Here is an 18,711-nt window from a genome sequence, read left to right as displayed (position 1 = left end):
TTGCTCTCTTCCATTTTGGGAATGATAGCCACCAAACAAACCTTAGAATCTACTAAAGGAACGGTAGATGAAAACGAACTATTCTTTTTTCTCTTTCAAATCTGGTTTATTGGCACACTGGTATATATGGTCGGAAGCTGGTTGTTCTATCGTTGGAAAGAATACCAGGAACTAAAGAATGAAAAGTTAAAAGCCGAACTGGTGAATTTAAAGAATCAAGTGAGTCCGCATTTCTTTTTTAATACACTTAACAACTTATACGGACTCATTAAAAAGGATTCCGACAAGGCGCAAGAGTTTGTATTACAGCTCTCAGAATTGATGCGTTATGCAATTTATAGTGGCGATACTGAACAAGTACTCTTAAAAGAAGAGATCACCTATGTACAGAACTTTATCAGTCTGCACCAGATCCGTCATTATAAGAATGTGGATATCCGGTTCGAACAAGAGGTCGAGAATGAAACTGTCCTCCTCTACCCGCTCCTACTGATCATTCTCGTAGAAAATGCCTTTAAACACGGCGTAGAGCAACTGGTAGACAATGCTTATGTGTATTGCAAGTTGGCTGCCAATGACCAGAAACTGGTCTTTACGGTAGAGAATAATTTTGATGTATCGAACCTGGTAGCTACGAATGGTGTGGGATTGGTCAATTTAAAACAACGTTTGACCTTATTGTATCCGGAAAGTCATATCTTAGAAACTGAACAAGCAAAAAATATCTTTACCGCACGTTTAGAACTGACCTTATGATCCGATATATCATTGTAGATGACGAACCTATTGCACACGAGATCATTACCGACTATGCCAGCAACTTTCCGCAGTTAGAGTTTGCGCAGAGTTGCTATAACGCGTTTCAGGCTATGGATTATCTGAATGAGTATGCAGTAGATCTCATCTTCCTAGATATCAATATGCCCAAGATCAGTGGGTTTGAGTTTTTACGATCACTTCGAAATCCACCGAAGATCATTGTGACTACAGCTTATAAGGAGCATGCCATAGAGGGCTATGAATTGAATGTAATAGATTATTTACTAAAACCCTTTAGTCTCCAACGTTTTTTACAGGCGGTATATAAAGTAGCAGATACGAAAACAGAAAACACCAAAGAAGCCCTCTTATCCGAAAAGGTCGTTTTAAAGGATGGGAAAAAATTACACCAGATTGCGTTGGCAGACATTCTTTATATAGAAGCTTATGGAAACTATACCAAGGTTATGACTCCTCAAAAAACTATTCTGACCTTAGAAACCCTGTCTTCCTATCTTAAGAAGTTACCTGACACCGCTTTTATACAGGTCCATCGTTCGTTTATTGTACAGATCGCTAAACTGGAAACGGTGTCGAACAACACCATTAGCATTCACAACAAACAGATCCCCATTGGGCAGACGTTTAAAGGAAAGGTAAAGGCCGTTCTAGAAAACGGCTAAGAGCACTGCTCACTTCCAACCTTTTCAATATCATAAATAACTTGAAGAACGCTCTCTATTAGTAAATGAGAGTTTACAAACCTGTTCTCAACAAAAATTGAATTCACAACGTGTATATCTCGCGTTTCGTTATACTTTTTAGGTTTTAGAGTAATCATTACATTACCTTGGTCATTTGTAATTAATTGGTTTTATTTGATATATGGAACTAAAGTAGCTATTGCATGGATAAAGATTATTTAAAAAGTGTCGGCAAGGTTTGGACTCAAAAAGGGCTTACATCTGATATCATTACAACAGATCAACTACAAGAGCATATAGATTCAATATGCTCACTTTTAACAAAACCCAATCCTAGATCAATATTAGTGACTGGTGATAAGGGAGTTGGTAAATCTACCATGATACAAGCTGTTGCAAAAAAATTATCCTCTGAGAAGTGGTTCATATTTTCCGCGACTGCTGCCAATCTGATGGCCGGTCAGCGATATATAGGAGACCTTGAACTGAGTGTTCAAAGAGTGGTAACTGAATTGACCAGTAAGAAAAAAGTACTTTGGATAGTTCCTAGATTTCATGAATTATACTATGGCGGTAGGCATGAATTTTCGCCTGTAAGTATTCTAGATCACCTTCTTCCCTATCTGGAGCGTGGGGAATTAAAGATGGTCAGCGAAGCAGATCCATTAAGTTTGGAAAAAATTACTCAAAAACGACCACAGGTTCTGAGTGTTTTTGAAACAGTTAGGTTGGAAAATCTTGACCAACAGAACACGTTGAAACTTGCACAAGGTTGGATCGATGTACAAAACAATGCTATTTGGTCGAGTTTTAAAACTAAGAGTCTTCTAGAAACATATGCACTAGCTAATCAATATTTATCATTCAAAGAAAACCCAGGTCAAATGATAGATTTGTTAAAGCAAACACAAATATTCGTTGAAGCAGATCAAAAGAACCTAAGAACTATTGGTATTGGTGATGTTTACGGCACCATCTCTAATATAACTGGTTTGCCCAGTACCATTTTAGATGATAAAGAAAAGTTAGACCTGGATCATGTTAAAGAACATTTTGCTAATAAAGTAATTGGTCAAAAGGATGCTGTTGATACTATTATTGAGCGTATAGCCATGATCAAAGCAGGGCTTACCGATCCTAATAAACCTGCCGGTGTTTTTCTTTTTGTGGGTCCTACGGGTACCGGAAAAACCGAAATTGCCAAAGCTTTTGCCGAATATCTTTTTGGAAGCCCAGAAAGACTGATTCGTCTAGATATGAGTGAGTTTCAAACCTATGAATCGTCATTTAAGATCTTTGGAGATGCCTCGGACACTTCTGAAAACTCTGCGCTTGTAAACGTCATAAGAAGAAAGCCTTTTTCTGTGGTGTTACTGGATGAATTTGAGAAAGCCCATCCGAACATTTGGGATATTTTCTTGCAGGTTTTTGACGATGGTAGGTTGACAGATCAAAAAGGCGCTTTAGCCAATTTTAGGCATTCTATTATCATTCTAACATCTAATATCGGTGCAAGTGTCCCGAGTAGTAAAAATGTTGGGTATAAGGCGTTGATCAATGACGATCTAGATATAGATTCTAATGTAAGTAAATCTATTCACCAAACGTTCAGACCCGAATTCATCAATCGATTGGATAAAATAGTCGTCTTTAATCCATTGACAAAATCTGTGGCTAAAACCATCTTAAAAAAAGAATTAAAAAAGGTGTTAGAACGTCGAGGTTTACGACAACGTGAATGGGAATTAGATTTCGAAGAAAGTGCCATTGAATTTTTATTGGAAAAAGGATTTTCTAGTGCATTTGGTGCACGTCCCCTAAAAAGAGCTATCGAAAAGTATCTACTTGCTCCTTTAGCGATCACTATTGTAAATCATAATTTTCCAAATGGAAATCAGTTCTTATTGGTAAGCGCCAGTAAAGATAAGTTGAAAGTGCAGTTTATAGATCCTGATGAGCCAGATTATGATTGGGAACAGAAAAAAGAGATCCTCAAAAAAGAAGGTAGCAGATCTGAGAATTTGGAGCTTACCAATATACTAATCCTATGCAAGGGCTTATTATCTGAATTTAAGGTGATTCAACGTGAACTGGAAGCATTACAACTTCTAATTTCTCAAGAAGAACTCTCCTCTAAAAAGGATAGATTACTTTCAGAAATGTCTAAGAATGAATTTTGGTCAAGACCGGATCGTTACGAGATTTTAGCCGAAATTGAGTATTTAGATAGGTTTGATAGCGTTTTGGAAAGTGTGAACAAGTTGTTTGAACGACTACATAATCCGGAAAAAGAAAGACTGTCTTACGATGCTAAACTTATAAAGAAGCTTACTCAAAAAGTCTATCTATTAAAAAACTCTCTGGGTTCCTATATAGCTAATGAAACTCAAGACGCTGTACTCTGTGTAAGATACGATAAGGAACATACAGCAATTGGAAAAAAGATTGAAAACATGTATGTAACCTGGGCAAAATCTCGAGGTATGTATATGAACAAATTACATGAACATGGAGATAATAATGAGAAGGAATCTATGTATACATTTAGTGGTTTTGCCGCGTATAAGCTATTGACACCAGAAAGTGGATATCATGTGTTTGAAGAAATAAGGGAAGGTAAGAAAACACCTGTTAAAACAAAGATCAAAGTGCAAGTAGTTCCTATGGAGCTTGATGACCATCGCTCGGAAGACCATGACAAAATCATGACTAAGTTGGATAATGAAACCAATCTGAGCATTATTCGTAGGTACAAACTAGGGAAATCTCCCGTAGTAAAAGATCTTGTAAAAGGTTGGCAAACAGGAAAACTGGATCAAGTGTTATCCGGGGATTTTGATTTGTTTTAACCTCAGATTACCCTTGGTGTTAATGGCGTTGTCTATACGATCTTGTATTTTTTAAACATAACATCAATTTTAAAAGATGCTACGAAATACCGACTTCTAAATTAGAAAACCTATCGAAATGATCATTTCGTTAGTGGGAATGGTGATTTGAATAGGAAAAATTATGCTGTTTGTCCAAAACAGATTCCGATTGGGTTAAAGTTTAAGGAGGAAGGTGTAGGAGATATTTAGGAACTAATCAATCAGATTCTACTTACTTACCTCAAAAAGTCTAACAACTTTTTCTTAGTATCTGCTAATAATCTAACGTCGAATTTAGATTTTATCATTCTTAAAACTTCTAAATGCTTTTGATCTTTCCCTATAGAATTTATATACTTCTCATTTATTAAATTAAGCTGGATAGGGTTTAGCTTTGATGACAAAGTTTCATAAAATGAAAAATTACCTGTGCTAACTAAAAAGTTATGAATTCCATTTAAAATTTGCTGATTATCTTTCACCAAATTACTCATAAAAATAGTAGTAATACCTAATTTACCATTAATGATATTAACAATCTGTATATTATAAGAGTTTAAATTATTAATACGGCTTTTAATAAAATCTTCAGCTCTAGATTTGAGGCTTTTAGTGTCAATATATGATCTTCTATTTTGCAATTGCCTGACTCCGAATTGATGCAAACTAATATTATTATTAAAAATTAAACTTGCAATATGATTGGTGTATTTAGTTGAACGTATCTCTTCTTTGCTAAGGTTAAGTGTGAAAAATATATCTAAGAACTCTTCTTTTTCATTTAAATTACTATTTAGGTTGTTAGCTCTGTCAATTATTCCATTTGCAAGCTTTACCTGGTCTGGAATTTCACTGACGACCGAATTTACAATTTGCTTAGCATAACTTGACCTCTTTAGTATACTAGATTCAACAATAGTTTGTTTTTTATTTACATCAAAAAAAGAATAAAACTCATCTATAAACTCTCTAGAATCTAAACATTTATGGTAGAGTCCATTCAAAAAATCATTAGACAGATTTATAAAATCAATAACTGGAACAGAATTTTCAATAATTCGTTTCAACGCTTTAGAGTCATTGCTCCTTCCTATAAATACCGAAACGTTTGAGATTATATTACTAGAAATGTTATTTTGGAGCTCTGTTTTACCATAAAAGTAAAAATAAAACTTGAACCAGATAGCCGCATTTTTATAATCGTTTGAACGAAACAACTGTAGTAGTTTATTTACCAAATTTTGAAATTTACCCTGGTCATTCATTATTGAATCAATTTTATCTAATGTTCTTTCAAACAAAAAATATATTTGATTTAATTGATCTTTAGCATTTATAATTTCATCTTCAGTCGTTATTTCTTTTTCGATAATTGAGAATACAGAAATCCAAAAAGCCAAAGAGCTTTTGATTACAGGCCTGCTAAAAAACCTATCCTCAAATAAGTTAATCTGTCTTAAAACAAAAAAAATATCGTCTGTCTTTTTATCCAATTTATATTCAAAAGTTTCGGTAGAAATTTCTGTCATTATTTTAAGTAAAAGTTTAGGAGAACTCAATAAAGACCTAGACTCTATAGAGGAATTAATCTTCTCTAATATTTCATAATTGTTGTGATAATAGTCAACAATGACCTCTCTTACGTCCTTAAAATCAGAGCTTTTGTAAAACTTTGGGTTTTCAATAAAGTTGAACAACAATTCTTTTTTTCTTTCCTCTGTTATTACTATCGCCATTGTACTATATATTTTTATGGTGACCTACAAAATCGTCCACATGTCTTTCATTTACTGATTCTCTTAACCCTTTTTTATAAATGTTGTTAGTCAATTTATTATAACATTGGGTAATTAATAGTTTAGGTGTTATATCACTTATATTGCTCCCGCTTTGTTTTAGTTTATCACAAATCATTCTGTAAATTTTAGCCTCCAAATCAATCTCTTTAAATTCAAGTAGATGTAAAAGTCCATCAATAAATTTTGCCAGCAAAATGGGGTTTGTCATTGTTCTCATCTTTTCAATCAAAATTTCACCAAATTCATATTCCTTATCTTTTAGCTGAAAATCATTTATGAATTCCAAATCATTGTTAAATTGTTTATCAGATTCGGTATTAATAATTGGCTTCTCTTTTCCAACAAGCTCTTTAATCCTATTGGTCTCGATTAATTTAATCAGCCTTGAGCCATTTTCAAATTTATTTTCGAAGTCACTTCTTCTTAGCTTAAAAAACAGATCAAGAGAGTCAATCTTTACATGTTCGGTTAGTCTTAAAAAACGATAAAATTCAGATACTACTTTACCGGAAAACTTTCTTACTCCGTTTTTTTCTTCGTTTAAATCATCTGGTAACGCATCCAAATCATAACTCATTGTATTTTTATAAACATTCATAATCTCTGGAAATTTTTGAATCAGCAATAGATACTTTGCCAATTTTGCAATATCGTCTTGCAATGAAAAACCTTCTATACGTCTTTCTTTAATCAATATATAATTTGAAATTAAGATGTTAATAAATTGAATTATTTGTCTAGGGTTTTTATCAAATACCAAAACAATTAGTGCAGATAACTCATCATTTTTAAAATCGATAATTCCAGATTCTTCAAGTTTTTCAATAGCCAATTTTTCCAACTCATTGATATAAAATTCTGGTATCCAAATTATTGTATTGAAAAATTTTCTTAAAAATTCATCAGCATATTGAGTGTCATTTACAGAAAAAGTACTCGCTAGATGTTTTTTAATTGCTATCGAATCACAAGGTATGATAAATACAATATTCCTTACGTTTTTTTTATCAATTGGCTCAAGAAATGTCTTAATTGTTGAAATTATTTCCACAGCTTTCTTTCCATTTACTCTATCCAAATTATCAAAAACTACAACTATCTTATTCACATTACTAGTCAAATTCTCTAGAATATTATGGAATGAATTTTCAAATTCCAACGGGTCTTGAATGCGTGATTTTTTTACCGTGGTTTTTTTTTCTAAAATGAAAGAATTTGAAAATTTTAACCAAAAAACAACAGGAATTGTAAGGCCTCCAATTATTTGAAGAATTTTTTCGGTTAAGTTATCAAATGAGAACTCTTGAATACTAAGAACTTTACCAATACCTAAAAGCCCCGTAAACACAAGAATTAAAGGCACAACCGCAAAAAGTGCAATAACTAAAAAATTCTTAACCAGTTTTTTTCCTTTAAAATCGTAACCATCTTTAGTTTCAATGTTAATATCGCTCTCTAAATTCTTTTCTAATTCGAATCCTTCTTTATAAAACTCTTTACCGAAAGATTTACCAGACAGTTTTTTATCCAGATCTTTTAAAAAAGTTCTCCTTAAAGCATCACCTTCATGTTTCCATACATCAAAAATGACAAGCGGAATATTTCGCTTTTTTAGATTACTCTGTAATGTCTCAGCAATAGAACTTTTTCCTGAGCCCCAATCACCATAGAGTCCAATTGTAAATGATTCTGGGCTTTTAAGAACAATTTTTTCTAAAGCTAATACTATTTCCTTATGCCCAAAAAGTAAGTCTCCACCTTTCGGTTTTTCAGAAATGAAATGAAAATCATCTTTGTAAACCGTTTCGGGTTTTCTCATTTTTTGTAAGCATTTTTTGAACTTCTTCTTTAGTTCCATATAAAGAATACATTTTTAAAGTATTTAAAGAGCGTCAATTTTATTCGAAATAGAATGTTGGTAACACATAAATATATAAACTTAACACTATATATCACTGCGGAACCCCGCATTATAAAATTCGGTTTCCATCCAAAAAAGAGCCTCAGGTTCATTCTACAGCCACCCTCTTCAACTTCCGCACATCTTTTTTATCCTCCAAAGCATGCATCTTTCGATGGCAATTTGGGCATAAGGCAGCTACATTATCAATAGTATCGGTTCCTCCTTTGGATAAATACTGGATATGATGTACTTCTAAAAACGGAGCTCCATTCTTACCTTTGCGGTTGAAAGGCGCCTGCTTATCACATAGTTGGCAATACCCTTTGGCTCTCCGTAAAGCATATTCTACCACCTTTACATCTCGCACGTAACTAGTTGAAACTGTTTGTTTTTTATTGGATTTTCCTCTATTCTCGGTATTCTCTATAGCTTCTTTTAGTTCTTCGTCAGATAACTTTCTAACCTCTTTTAGTTTTTGAGTTTGCACATTCTGAATATCAGTTTCTTTAAAACGAAACGGAGTTCCAGAAAGTAAGGTCACAGGAAACATCCAAGCTAGACGCGGTTTGTTTTCCTTGTCCAATTGGCGTTTTTGATATGGTTCTCCCGACAATATAACTTCACCCTGGTAGACATAATTATTTTGCTTATAGACCTCAAAAAGATGCACACTTATGCCATTGCTCTTTTGTTCGAGCAAAGTTCTATTCTGTTTATAATATTTAGACTGGTTTCCCTTGGGGCCCATTCCTGTATAATGCATCACATTGTCATGCCATACGTCATCGTATAATCCTTTGGTATGATCGGAAACAATAACAAGCGTATTAGTTTTATGGCTACGGCGCATTCCTCCTGTATTTCCACATCCAAATTGTTCTACAATATCGTCATTAGATAAGATGTCGCCTTGGCTGAGTTTTGGGGGGTTCATATGTCAATATTTTTATAAATGGTAGATCCGCAGGTGCGAATACATAGTTCTTAAATTCGGAAGGAAACACCCATTCCACGGCATCATGGTCTGTCAAATACATTTCTCCAGAAAGATATTGAGCCACATAGCCTTTCAATAGGATTTGCTTTTCATCATAGTCAAACTGGGAGTCTCCCATATGCTCATGCACTTCAATGGTAATGCCCAGTTCCTCTTCAATCTCTCGTATCAAAGAAGCTTCAGGGGTTTCACCAGCTTCTATCTTTCCTCCTGGAAATTCCCAATACCCAGCTAAATGCTTTCCTTCTTTGCGTTTGGCAATAAGAATCTTGTCTTCTTTATAAATGATTCCTGCAACGACTTCAATCATGGATAGTCCTTCTTTTTCTCTCTTCCTACAAGGTAGTATATTTTTTTAAAAGGATGTGACCAACCAAAAAATTCCGTGTCAAACTACCAGAAGCCCATCCAAATGGGCGTATAATTAACAAATAAAAAGTTCAAAAATGATTTTAGGAGTATCAGATTGGTTAAGTGGTAAAATAGGTATGGACCCAAAACATATCCGTATTGCATTTGTGGTATTGGTATTGTTAGCAGGAACCGGAATTGGGTTATACCTTATTCTATGGTTGGTAAAGCTATTGTCTAACTAATAGTAGTAAAACCCCTCAGTGATATTGAGGGGTTTGTTGACAACCACCATTAACGGCAACCGCAGCTGTGGTTCTTATAGGCTCTTTTATGACTCTTTACACGGTTACGGCAAGACTTATAATCTTTATAGCGTTGTGAAGTGACTACGCAAGCCGAGTTTCGCAGGGTTCTATGGGATTTATGCATACAGCAAAAGGTCCATGATCGTTTTTCTTCTTTGGTCTTGGTTTTTGTTGTTTCAGAGGGAGCTAATGCCATCAATAGTACACCCAATACGACCAATAGTCCGGTAATCTTTAATGTTTTCATGTTGATTTACGATTTAAAGTTATACCGCTAAACTATAAGACACAGGTTATCAACGCCATACCTAGGAATAGGTATTCTAACTTTTATTGTGAATCTTTATTGAGTATACGCTCTACCAGCATGGTCTCCAAGGCTTTGAATTCCGCTTGGCTGTGATTCCAATCCAAGGGGAAACGGGTATATAAACGTTTGGCCGTATCCATACCTCCAGAAGCACATAATCGATAGTAGGTATCTAGCCAATTCGGAGAAGTCTTAAATCTTAGGCTCGTTTGTAATGCCAAATCCTGGTTTTGAAAATAATCCGCTGCGGTATTGCTCACCGGAATATCAGGTGGTGTCCATTCCTTTTTTTCATTGGGGCTAGCATCTCGCCAATAAATGGATGAAATACGAACCGTCAAGTTAGAATGCGTTAATTGCGTCTTTTTAGAATCTCCATAATGGCTGGGAGAAGCACCTGTAGGTTCTCCTACAAAGATTACATTGGTCCAGGTACTTAGATCATTCACCAAACTCTGAGCCGCAGAGAAGGTTTTACGTCCGATCAAGGTATAAAAACTCCCAACGGTATTGATCCTAGGATTGTTGGTAATTATACGTACGATAGGTACGGTATTGGTATTATCCCCTCCAAAATTATGACGTAGGTCTAGTACTACTCGAGCTACTTTTTTCTTTTTGATCACCCCGTCTATCTGACCTAAAAACTTTACCAGTGAAGGCCCTGTTGGAACATCATTCATTCGATTGATCTGTACATACAAAGCATTCTCATCCGCCAGGTATTCATAACTATAATAGGCTTTTGCTGCTATGGTTGTTGATTTCGCGTGCAATTTTTCTTTGGTAAAACGCCCCAAGGCTGCCACTTCTATTTGCTCGGTTATCGAATCATTTTCAATGGTCAATACTATGGTATTTGCATCCTTTTTAGCAATGTTCAATCCTTGCAAGGTTTCCAATTGACACAACCTAAAAGGGGCAATGAGTTTGTATCCGGATTCATTATCAAAATGGGCAAGTTTTCGAGCATCGGCTAAAGCTGTTGCTATGGGTGTTTTGTTGATAGCCGTTACTTTCTTTCCAATAAGACGTTCGTATCGTTGAGTAGCTTTGGTAATATACAATCCGTCATCAAACCAATAGAATGCTATAGGTAAGGATCTAAACACCAAGCGTTCATTAGATGGATCTGGTGTATTGGAATGTGCCTGACCCAATCCGAAACCTTCCTGTAATGGTAGCGTCAATCGTGTGTGTCCATCACGAGCCAGCGCTACAAAACGGGTAAACTGCACGATCACTTCATGATCGCTTAGCTTTGGGATCTTATGCTTGATCTCTAGAAACAATTGTTCAAATTGCTCCGGTGTTGTTTTATGATAGAGCTCTCGGTGGGTTGTTTTTAACTGGGTATAGAGTTGTTCCAGGTCTTCTGTCCACTGTTGATCTGATAAGATTCGCGCTGCTTGAACGGGAGAGTTCGCATTGAGTTTCTTGTTAGATCTGCCATTATAGCAACTCATCAGGAAAAATAGACTCCCCCAGAACAGGATGTTGGTTAGTTTGGAATTCATCATGATCTCGGGCTATTTTTTAGCTCCTTTTTTTAATAAGTACTTGATTACCTCTTGATGATTTCCTCTTCGTGCCATGCTTAATGGGCTTCGGATCTCAGAGTTTAAAAAGTAACCATCACGAACCGATTTATTCACGTCAGCGCCTTTACCCACCAGGTATTTTACCATGGCTAGACGTCCATGACGCGCTGCATTGATCAGTGGTGTTTCATCACCCTGAATATGTTTGTTCACATCTGCACCTTTGCTTACCAGGTACTTAGCCATGTCCATATTTCCCGCTGCAGCTGCCCAGATCAAGGCATTTCCATCGCCTTTGACTCCTTTATTGACATCAGCACCATTCTCTACCAGGATCTTGATCATCTCTAAATTCCCAGATCGTGCTGCCTGAATCATTGCAGAACCGTCACCTTCTACTCCTTTATTAACATCAGCCTTGTATTGAATCAATAAGCGCATCATTTTTGTATTTCTAGATTTCATGGCATGGATCATAGGGTTTCCGTCACCGTCAGAACCTAAATTAGGATCGGCACCATTCTCTAGTAAGATCTTTGCGACCTCATAATGATCACCCGCTGAAGCCACGATCAAAGCAGTTCCATCTCCTTCTACTTTGGCGTCTACGTTGGCTCCTTTTTTGATCAAATAGGCCACTATTTTGGCATGTCCTCTTCCCGCTGCTTTTAACAACGCTGTTCCGTCTCCATGAAGTTTACGATTGACCTTTGCACCATTTTCGACCAGAAACTTGACCATCTCTAAATGTCCAGCGCTCGATGCGATCATTAAGGCACTGGCATCTCCACGTCCTTTATAGGTGACTTCTGCTCCAGCGTTGAGCAAGAGTTTTGCAACAGCAATGTTTCCTTTGGAAGCCGCTACGCCCATAGGTGAGCGAGGCTCCTCCTCTCCTCTAAAGTAGCAATTGGTATTTTGCTTTTTGACGATCGTCTTAATGCGTTCTACATTATTACTTCGTATAGCATCCAATAATGCCTCGCAGTTTGTTCTTTGTCCAAATGCACATGCACAGGATAGGATTGTGATAAGTATAAATGCGCTAATTTTCATGAGTATTGATTTTAATTCGTTTTTGTTCTGGTCAAAACTACTGGTTATCTCCAAGCGGAAATCAAAAAAGCGACAAACGACCAATACCGACGTATATAGGGTATATCTATCCTTCATTTTCATTTATCATTCGAAAAGATCTTTTTATACGTAAGAAATGAGATTTGGGCGATAGTCTGCCTAAATACTTTGAATTATATGTAATTTAGGGCTGCGAATATGAAGACATCCACCACATTTTTAGATAAAATATTACAAAACAGAAGCATCAGTCATACCCTATTTTGGCTAACACTACTGGGGACTACGACTTTTTTAACCAGTCTCAACTTAGGATTGTTTCGTCATCATCTAATTAATAATCTGGCACTTTTACCCGCGCAGATGGCGGCTGCTTATTTTTTATGTTATTACCAACTACCGAGACAGATCTTTAAAAAGAAATACCTCTCGTTTGTAGCATCTTTACTGGTCAGCGCTTTTGTGTTCTCGGTATTGGCGCGTTTAGCCATCATCTATATTGCAGAACCTTTTATCCGAACTGATTTTGAAGAGGAAACAGTATTGGAGGTATTGAGTGACCCCTATTACTTGCTCACCGTCTATGTTCCTGTAGTCTATTCATTTCCGCTGATTATGTTCGTGATAAAGATCGTCAAAGGACGTCAGAAGGAAAAAAATGAACTCACTGTCTTGCAAAAAGAGAAAGCCACGACGGAACTAAATTTTTTAAAGGCTCAAATTCACCCGCACTTCTTATTCAATACGCTCAACAATCTTTATTCGTTGACGATTGATAAATCCGATTTAGCGCCTGAAGTGGTTATCAAACTCTCGGAGATACTAGATTATATGATCTACGAATGTGCCGACCCTAAAGTGTCTGTAAGTAAAGTACAGACCTTGATTCAGCATTATATCGACCTTGAAAAGTTACGTTATGGTGAACAGTTGGATCTGGTTTTTGATTGTGATATTGATGATCCCACTACGGAAATCGCTCCTTTAATATTGTTACCTCTGGTGGAAAATGCTTTTAAGCATGGCGCTAGTAAGGACTTAGATGCGCCTAAAGTACATATCTCTTTAGAAGTGCAAAAGGAAGCCCTTCATTTTACTATATTTAATACAAAGTCGGTACTAGTTGCACAAAAAGAAACGGATAAAAAGGGTATTGGGTCTTCGAATATCAAACGTCGACTGGATCTTATTTATCCGAATGCACATACATTGAAAATTGATGACAAGGTTGATTCCTATTTCGTAGCTTTAGACATTCATTTATGATAGATACACATACATCCAATCCGTCTGTAAAATGCATCATTATTGATGATGAGCCTTTGGCGATCAAACTGATCAAAGGACATATTGAACAGGTCCCTGGGTTGGAATTGGTGGCGACCTATCAGAATGCAGTAACTGCATTAGATCTGTTGAAAAAAGAGTCGATTGACCTTATCTTTTTAGATATTGAAATGCCAGTGCTTACTGGGATTGATTTTGTAAAATCACTACAAAAACCTCCGGGAATCATTTTTACCACAGCCTACAGAAATTATGCAGCTGAAAGCTATGAGTTGAATGTGATTGATTATTTAATCAAACCGATCACATTTACACGCTTTTTTAAAGCAGTGAACAAGTTCTTTAATCAGCACAATCAGGCACAAACGATTTCTCAAGAACCATCTTCCGTTCCAACTCCTCAGAATTATATCTATGTCAACTCCAATAAAAAGCATATAAAGATTGAGTTTGATCAGATGTTATACATCGAAAGTATAAAGGATTACGTACGTATTCATACTGCGGATAAAAGCATCGTTACCAAAGATAAGATCAGTGATTTTGAACAAAAGGTTCCTTCGCATTTTTTACGGGTACATCGTTCTTTTATTGTGAACACTCATAAGATTACAGCCTTTACGAAGCAAGATATCGAAATTAACGAACGAGAGATCCCAATTGGAAGAAACTACAAGAGCTTGGTACTAAAATTGTTAGAATAGATTTTATTTCCTTAAGAATTGGTTTTCACAAACTTTAGATACGATATGGTATCATCGTGTCTAGAGAAGCCGATCATCTCTCCTGCCTTGTTCGCGATAAATTTCACATAGCCAAAATGTGCTGCTCTAAAGATGCTTTTTGAAACCGGTGTTAACCGTACTAACTCCTGCCCTTCAATAGAAATATGTAATGAATTTTCATCGGATGTTATTTGGTACGTAACCTCTAGTTCGTCATTGTAATAATTCCCCTCGAAAACTTTCAATTGTCGTTCTGTAAATTGCTGAGGACTATATTTAGCAAAGGGAATTGGACTTCCATTCCCAATCGTTAACTTGGCTGATTTAGAAATAGCATTAAATTCGACAACCACCTGTGGTGCTCCTAAAAACACAAAGGAATGGTTTGTTATAGGTACTAGTTTTGTTCCTCGTCCATTGGATCTTTTATATACCAACGTGTCATTTTCAATGATCACCTCGCGCAATTCTCCGTTTATGGCATTTAAATAATTACCTGTGAACTTTTGGAGTTCTTTTGTTGCCAATTGAATGGTTTTTACATCCGAGTTGCTCCTGTTTCTTAGCATATTCCTTCTAGCTTTCGCAATGTCATCTTGTATAAATAAAGAAGTAACCTCGTCTAGCAAACCCCAAACATCAGTACGTGCATTATTACTCAAAATAACCACAGTGAAATCTTGCTTTAAAAATCGACAGTACACCGATCTAAATCCTGCCCAATTACCACTATGTCTTAGTGTTGGTACTCCTGTGATATCATAGTAATCTCCTACAAAAAAACCTCTTCCATAATTCGTTTGGTTTCCGTTTTTTAAGCGTCCCACCATGCGCATTTTATCAACAAAATCTTTTCCTCCTACTGTTCCTTTTTTTAGGTTTTCATTCCATTTAAAAAAATCTTGTATGGTTATATATACGCCGCCATCGCCTGTAGTCGTGCTATTTACATAATGTTCTCTTTTAAAACTATTCCCATCATATTCATAACCAACGGCCTTGTTTTTAATCACCTTACTATGATCTTCATAATAAAAGGTATGTTTCATCCCTAAAGGATTAAAGAATCGTTCTTTGGCAAAGGTTCCAATAGTTTTACCGGTCACTTTTTGAACAATAACCGCCAATAGCATATAATTAGTATTACTATACGCGAATTGTGCAGCAGGGTCAAAATTCAATCCTTTTTGCTTGGAAAGTATCTTTAGTGCTTTGCTATTATTCACGTTGGAGTTCCATGAAATTCCTTTACCATATAACAATGCTAAATAATCACGAAGTCCACTTGTTTGATACAGTAAGTTACCTACAGTAATCGTCTTCCCTTTAAGTTTTGGTATTTCTGGGACATACTTCTGAATGACATCTTCAAGGTTTACCTTCCCTTCATTTTCTAATAAAGTGATACAAGCTGCTGTAAATTGTTTGGAAACAGAGGCCGCTTCAAAGACGGTCTTGTCCGTAACAAGAATATCATATGATAAGTTGGCTAAGCCATATCCCTTTGAAAAGAGTATTTCTCCATTTTGAAAAATTCCAACAGCACAACCAGGTATATTCTTGTAAGATGCAAACAAGCTATCAATAGCACCTGCCTTTTCTGCTGTTGTTAAATTTTGAGATCGTGTTTCTTTTGAATACAAAAGAATACCGAATAGTAAAATGATTATAAGACGCATATCTGTTTTTACACATAAAATTGAAGTTTTTAGTGCAAACAACAGCGAATGAAATGACGTAATTTATTCGGTTTTATAAATTCAAAGGACTTCTAAGGTGCCTTGAAAAGACTACTTCTTTAACGTAACATTTACGGCATCCATACCCCTCATTCCTTTTTTCAATTCGAAGGTAACCTTGTCGTTTTCAGAAATTGTATCCACTAAACCACTGACATGTGTAAAGTATTTCTCCTGGTTTTCGGTATCAATGATAAACCCAAAGCCTTTTGAATGATCAAAAAAGGAAACTTTTCCATTTCTAATAGGATCTGGTTCATCGCCTTCTTCCTTCTTTGGAATTCCCAAAACAATGCTTTCCAATTCAACCTCTACTTTAAGTGAAGGGTCTGGTGGAGTATCTGTTAACTGACCATTATGATCTACATAGGCAAACTCAATTCCTTTTTTTCCACTTTCTTCCTTTTCAAGCTTACGCGCTTCCATTTTTTTTCTCTTCTCTTCACGCTTTTTTAAACGTTTCTTCTCTTTCTCACTTTTGTTAAATGTCTGCTGCGATTTTGCCATATGTTATATAAAGTATATTAGTAATAGTCTGCTACAAAGGTATGTATTAGTTTAGACAAATAAGAATTTATTTGTTAAAGCATTATCGCTCAATTAGTTTATTTCCAATAATAGCCTCATATACATCGTTTCTAAGGGTTCTACTGATGGTTATCCGTTGGTTATTTATATAGAGTAGATTGCCTTCCAATTTGTCAATATGTTTAAAGGCCACCAGATAGTATCGATGTACTCGAATAAATTGTTCTTTTGGGAGTTCTTGTTCTATTTGTTTTAGTGATACCAGCGTTAAGTAGGTATTATCAACAGTATGTATCTTTACATAATCTTTTGCCGTTTCGATATAAGTGATCTCTGCAATTAAGATCTTCACAATCATTCCATCACATTTGATAAAAACATGTTCTCTTGAAGCATTCTTTGCTGCAGGACTAGATTCTTTGGTTTTATAGACCGCTTTCAGAAACCTGCTATAAGAGAATGGTTTTAACAAGAAGTCAGCAACATCTAGCTCAAACCCATCTAGGGCAAACTCCCGATGCGCTGTAGTAAAGATCACTTTTGGAGGATCTGAAAGTACTTGCATCAATTCTATTCCCGTCATATCTGGCATCTGAATATCTAAAAACAAAATATCTACTGAGTATTCTTTTAAGAAAGTTAAGGCCTCTATGGCAGATGAAAATGATTGTACATGCATCAAAAAGGGTGTCTGAGTAATAAAATCCTCTAAACCCTTTCTTGCTAATGGTTCATCATCAATAACAATGCATTTAGTTTTCATCTAACTGAATGTTTAAGTTTACTATAAATGTAGCGTTTTTAGCCACTACCTGAAACAAATGTAGATTTGGATAGATCAATGCCAATCTTCGTTTTACATTGGTAAGCCCTATACCTTGCTCTTTCTTTGAAGTATTTCTAGTTTTTTCTGACACTGAGTTTTCAATGTTAAAATTCAACGTACCTAATGTAACTGAAGCATTTATTCTTACGTGATAGCCTTTGGTGCTTTGGCCATGTTTAAAAGCATTCTCTACTAATGGAAGCAGCAACATTGGTGCGATATTTAGGTTTTCATTGTCTTTTGGAAAATTACACATAACAGTTACAAGATCTTCATGACGAATACGTTCAATATCAATATAATTCTGCAGGTTTTCAAACTCTCGTTCCAATGGAATCTTCTTCTTACTGGTTTCATACAACTGATGGCTCAAGATCTCAGAGAATTGTAACAATAAGTTCTTTCCTTGTTCTAAGTTTTTTCCTAACATCACATAAATACTATTCAATGAATTGAATAAAAAATGAGGGTTGATCTGGTTCTTTAAGAGGTTTAATTCCGTTTCCAATTGTTTTTGTTCTATTTCCTGTATAGAACGCTCTTTTTGGTACCATGCATCAATTAAAAATAGGGTCATAGATAAACATAACGACAAAATTACTTCCGTAACAATAGCTATTTTACCTGGCAGACTGGCAAAGAACCTGGCGGTGGGTAGGTATACATTGATATACTCGAAGTAATAAGCTAAATAGTACGATGAAAAGAGTGTAATAAGAACAATACTCAATAGCAATAATGCCACATAGGAAGCTATTTTCTTTTGCAAGAGATACCTAGGCATTAAAACATATAGGTTGATGTACACAATAATAGCATAAGGAATAAAGGCAAATATATTCGTCTCTATGTTCTCTAAAATATTAGTGTGATAGTTCAAATCATGCACGCTCCACAGGAGCAAAAATAATATCCAAAAAACAACATGTGTAACCCACTTACGAGTTTGCATACCTATACTTTTTGTTTAAAGTTACATTAATTTAA

General features: G+C 35.6%; 16 protein-coding genes. 6 read left to right on the top strand and 10 right to left on the bottom strand.

From position 1 onward, the window contains the following. The first annotated feature begins 21 nt into the window (after positions 1-21). From RQM59_RS05330 to RQM59_RS05320, 3 genes are all read left to right on the top strand, one after another. A complete protein-coding gene (locus tag RQM59_RS05330; protein ID WP_349241047.1) occupies positions 22-756 on the top strand; it encodes a sensor histidine kinase in 735 nt (244 codons plus the stop codon). Beyond that, positions 753-1,442, top strand: coding sequence for a LytR/AlgR family response regulator transcription factor (locus tag RQM59_RS05325; protein ID WP_349241046.1), 690 nt, complete (start codon positions 753-755; stop codon positions 1,440-1,442). The genes RQM59_RS05330 and RQM59_RS05325 overlap by 4 nt, the downstream gene beginning before the upstream one ends. Positions 1,443-1,666: 224 nt before the next feature. Next, a complete protein-coding gene (locus RQM59_RS05320) occupies positions 1,667-4,312 on the top strand; it encodes an AAA family ATPase (RefSeq protein ID WP_349241045.1) in 2,646 nt (881 codons plus the stop codon). A 257-nt stretch (positions 4,313-4,569) separates the two neighbouring features. Here the strand turns inward: RQM59_RS05320 and RQM59_RS05315 are convergent, their stop codons facing one another. The 4 genes from RQM59_RS05315 to mutT form a co-directional block, all read right to left on the bottom strand. After that, the gene (locus RQM59_RS05315; RefSeq protein WP_349241044.1) at positions 4,570-6,069 is read right to left on the bottom strand and encodes a hypothetical protein; all 1,500 of its coding nucleotides are present in this window, start codon (positions 6,067-6,069) and stop codon (positions 4,570-4,572) included. A gap of 4 nt (positions 6,070-6,073) precedes the next feature. Beyond that, positions 6,074-7,990 (bottom strand): P-loop NTPase fold protein, encoded by a 1,917-nt coding sequence (locus RQM59_RS05310; protein ID WP_349241043.1) that lies wholly within the window; start codon positions 7,988-7,990, stop codon positions 6,074-6,076. Positions 7,991-8,141: 151 nt separating this feature from the next. Next, positions 8,142-8,969, bottom strand: coding sequence for an HNH endonuclease (locus RQM59_RS05305; RefSeq protein WP_349241042.1), 828 nt, complete (start codon positions 8,967-8,969; stop codon positions 8,142-8,144). Beyond that, positions 8,929-9,342 (bottom strand): 8-oxo-dGTP diphosphatase MutT, encoded by a 414-nt coding sequence (gene mutT, locus RQM59_RS05300; protein ID WP_349241041.1) that lies wholly within the window; start codon positions 9,340-9,342, stop codon positions 8,929-8,931. Before mutT ends, RQM59_RS05305 begins: the two co-directional genes overlap by 41 nt. A 136-nt stretch (positions 9,343-9,478) precedes the next feature. On the opposite strand from mutT, the gene RQM59_RS05295 reads away from it, so the two are divergent. Then, positions 9,479-9,628, top strand: a complete 150-nt coding sequence (locus RQM59_RS05295; RefSeq protein ID WP_349241040.1) for a PspC domain-containing protein — start codon at positions 9,479-9,481, stop codon at positions 9,626-9,628. Between the two features lie 393 nt (positions 9,629-10,021). Here the strand turns inward: RQM59_RS05295 and RQM59_RS05290 are convergent, their stop codons facing one another. Both RQM59_RS05290 and RQM59_RS05285 read right to left on the bottom strand, forming a co-directional pair. Continuing rightward, positions 10,022-11,521, bottom strand: coding sequence for a S41 family peptidase (locus RQM59_RS05290; RefSeq protein WP_349241039.1), 1,500 nt, complete (start codon positions 11,519-11,521; stop codon positions 10,022-10,024). Between the two features lie 9 nt (positions 11,522-11,530). Then, positions 11,531-12,598: an ankyrin repeat domain-containing protein gene (locus tag RQM59_RS05285; RefSeq protein WP_349241038.1), complete on the bottom strand. Its 1,068-nt coding sequence runs from the start codon at positions 12,596-12,598 to the stop codon at positions 11,531-11,533. 219 nt (positions 12,599-12,817) lie between these two features. Here RQM59_RS05285 and RQM59_RS05280 point away from each other — a divergent pair, with 219 nt between their 5' ends. Both RQM59_RS05280 and RQM59_RS05275 read left to right on the top strand, forming a co-directional pair. After that, positions 12,818-13,885: a sensor histidine kinase gene (locus tag RQM59_RS05280; protein ID WP_349241037.1), complete on the top strand. Its 1,068-nt coding sequence runs from the start codon at positions 12,818-12,820 to the stop codon at positions 13,883-13,885. After that, a complete protein-coding gene (locus RQM59_RS05275) occupies positions 13,882-14,610 on the top strand; it encodes a LytR/AlgR family response regulator transcription factor (protein ID WP_349241036.1) in 729 nt (242 codons plus the stop codon). Before RQM59_RS05280 ends, RQM59_RS05275 begins: the two co-directional genes overlap by 4 nt. An 11-nt stretch (positions 14,611-14,621) precedes the next feature. On the opposite strand, the gene RQM59_RS05270 is transcribed toward RQM59_RS05275, so the two are convergent. The 4 genes from RQM59_RS05270 to RQM59_RS05255 form a co-directional block, all read right to left on the bottom strand. Next, a complete protein-coding gene (locus RQM59_RS05270) occupies positions 14,622-16,310 on the bottom strand; it encodes a serine hydrolase domain-containing protein (protein WP_349241035.1) in 1,689 nt (562 codons plus the stop codon). A 111-nt stretch (positions 16,311-16,421) separates the two neighbouring features. Then, positions 16,422-16,877: a cold-shock protein gene (locus RQM59_RS05265; protein WP_349241034.1), complete on the bottom strand. Its 456-nt coding sequence runs from the start codon at positions 16,875-16,877 to the stop codon at positions 16,422-16,424. Positions 16,878-16,959: 82 nt separating this feature from the next. After that, the gene (locus RQM59_RS05260; protein ID WP_349241033.1) at positions 16,960-17,661 is read right to left on the bottom strand and encodes a LytR/AlgR family response regulator transcription factor; all 702 of its coding nucleotides are present in this window, start codon (positions 17,659-17,661) and stop codon (positions 16,960-16,962) included. After that, the gene (locus RQM59_RS05255; protein WP_349241032.1) at positions 17,651-18,676 is read right to left on the bottom strand and encodes a sensor histidine kinase; all 1,026 of its coding nucleotides are present in this window, start codon (positions 18,674-18,676) and stop codon (positions 17,651-17,653) included. The genes RQM59_RS05260 and RQM59_RS05255 overlap by 11 nt, the downstream gene beginning before the upstream one ends. Between the last annotated feature and the right edge of the window lie 35 nt (positions 18,677-18,711).

Source organism: Asprobacillus argus, from assembly GCF_032248395.1.
Lineage (GTDB): Bacteria > Bacteroidota > Bacteroidia > Flavobacteriales > Flavobacteriaceae > Polaribacter > Polaribacter argus.
This window is presented reverse-complemented; position numbering and strand designations above follow the sequence as displayed.

Bases quoted from the DNA above. Each gene is read 5' to 3' on its own strand.
- RQM59_RS05280 (WP_349241037.1), top strand. From the start codon at position 12,818: ATGAAGACATCCACCACATTTTTAGATAAAATATTACAAAACAGAAGC.
- RQM59_RS05285 (WP_349241038.1), bottom strand. From the start codon at position 12,598: ATGAAAATTAGCGCATTTATACTTATCACAATCCTATCCTGTGCATGT.
- RQM59_RS05315 (WP_349241044.1), bottom strand. From the start codon at position 6,069: ATGGCGATAGTAATAACAGAGGAAAGAAAAAAAGAATTGTTGTTCAAC.
- RQM59_RS05305 (WP_349241042.1), bottom strand. From the start codon at position 8,969: ATGAACCCCCCAAAACTCAGCCAAGGCGACATCTTATCTAATGACGAT.
- RQM59_RS05255 (WP_349241032.1), bottom strand. From the start codon at position 18,676: ATGCAAACTCGTAAGTGGGTTACACATGTTGTTTTTTGGATATTATTT.
- RQM59_RS05270 (WP_349241035.1), bottom strand. From the start codon at position 16,310: ATGCGTCTTATAATCATTTTACTATTCGGTATTCTTTTGTATTCAAAA.
- RQM59_RS05260 (WP_349241033.1), bottom strand. From the start codon at position 17,661: ATGAAAACTAAATGCATTGTTATTGATGATGAACCATTAGCAAGAAAG.
- RQM59_RS05275 (WP_349241036.1), top strand. From the start codon at position 13,882: ATGATAGATACACATACATCCAATCCGTCTGTAAAATGCATCATTATT.
- RQM59_RS05295 (WP_349241040.1), top strand. From the start codon at position 9,479: ATGATTTTAGGAGTATCAGATTGGTTAAGTGGTAAAATAGGTATGGAC.
- RQM59_RS05310 (WP_349241043.1), bottom strand. From the start codon at position 7,990: ATGGAACTAAAGAAGAAGTTCAAAAAATGCTTACAAAAAATGAGAAAA.
- RQM59_RS05290 (WP_349241039.1), bottom strand. From the start codon at position 11,521: ATGATGAATTCCAAACTAACCAACATCCTGTTCTGGGGGAGTCTATTT.
- RQM59_RS05320 (WP_349241045.1), top strand. From the start codon at position 1,667: ATGGATAAAGATTATTTAAAAAGTGTCGGCAAGGTTTGGACTCAAAAA.
- mutT (WP_349241041.1), bottom strand. From the start codon at position 9,342: ATGATTGAAGTCGTTGCAGGAATCATTTATAAAGAAGACAAGATTCTT.
- RQM59_RS05325 (WP_349241046.1), top strand. From the start codon at position 753: ATGATCCGATATATCATTGTAGATGACGAACCTATTGCACACGAGATC.
- RQM59_RS05330 (WP_349241047.1), top strand. From the start codon at position 22: ATGATAGCCACCAAACAAACCTTAGAATCTACTAAAGGAACGGTAGAT.
- RQM59_RS05265 (WP_349241034.1), bottom strand. From the start codon at position 16,877: ATGGCAAAATCGCAGCAGACATTTAACAAAAGTGAGAAAGAGAAGAAA.